The following is a 1,188-nucleotide window of genomic DNA, read 5'->3' as shown; positions in this document are numbered from 1 at the left end:
TATATAATGCCTTTCGCAGTCGGACATTGCCAGTGCAGGACAAACGAGTTTTGCCCTTAACCGAAGTCCCAGAAGTGCGTTCGCTGGGAGTTAAACCGGCATAGGCTGCTAATTGACGAGCATTATCGTAATCAGAAACCTCACCAATTTCAGCTAATAATACAGAAGCTGTTAAATCACCAATGCCAGGAATTGAGGTCAACAGCTCACGCTGTTGTTTTAAATGGGGATGTTGGTCAAAATGGTCACTAATCAGTTTTTTGATCAGTTGTTGTTGCTCTCTTAGATACTCTAAGTGTGCCAGGGTAAGGCCAGCAACAGTTGGCGTAGCTGTTTCCAAACGGTTTTGTTCGCTCGTCATCATTTCTGTGACTGATTCTAGCCGTCGCAACAAAGCTTGTAATTCCTTGACTTCGGGCGCGGTTGGTGTCCACAGAGATGGTTTCATCGCCGCACAAAAACGAGCAATCAGTGCTGCATCTACGGAGTCGGTTTTAGTTCGCAGAAGTTCGCTTTTAGCAAACCCTTTAATCCGGGCCGGATTGACGATACTTACCTGAAACCCAGCCCCATAGAGGAATTCGGCTAAAGCTTCCCCGTAAATGCTAGTAGCTTCCATACAAGCATGGATAGCGACTACACTTTGTTGTTTGAGCCAGTTATGTAAACTCTCAAACCCTTGAGTATTGTTAGTAAACTTTTTGGGTTTAGTCGCACGGCTTTCAGTCAGCAAGGAGACATAAAAGTCTTTTTTACTGATGTCTATGCCTAAGACTGTTGATGTCATTTTTGGCTCCCAATATACTCCGATTTATGAAAGAACCGACAGGCAATTGAAGACTAACCTTGTCAATGCAGGCTTTCCCGACGATGCCGAGAGCCTAAGATACTGTCCAGTTTGTGTGCGCCTGTCATCAGTAATGGGAGCTTATCTACACAACAGACTTGCGAAAGTCTAAGGGGCGGGCCAACTTCACCGATTTCTGATGTCCTTAAACAACACTTTCTGCTGAAACTTGCACCAAGGCGCTACATTTTTCTTGTTTCTTTAGATTTACCCCTACTTGATAGAGCGATCACCTATTTGATGGAGCGATCGCCTGCTTGACGGTACGATTGCCTGCTTGACGGAGCGATCGCCTGCTTGACGGTACGATCGCTACACCAACTCTTTTAAGATACAAGGGG

At 45.5% G+C, this 1,188-nt stretch carries 1 protein-coding gene; it reads right to left on the bottom strand.

The genetic code is table 11. From position 1 onward, the window contains the following. The coding region (locus QUA24_RS27230) for a transposase (protein WP_333233537.1) at positions 1-787 on the bottom strand (787 nt) is incomplete at its 3' end. Positions 788-1,188 lie beyond the last annotated feature (401 nt).

The organism is Microcoleus sp. Pol12B5, from assembly GCF_036701335.1.
Classification (GTDB): Bacteria; Cyanobacteriota; Cyanobacteriia; order Cyanobacteriales; family Microcoleaceae; genus Microcoleus.
This window is presented reverse-complemented; position numbering and strand designations above follow the sequence as displayed.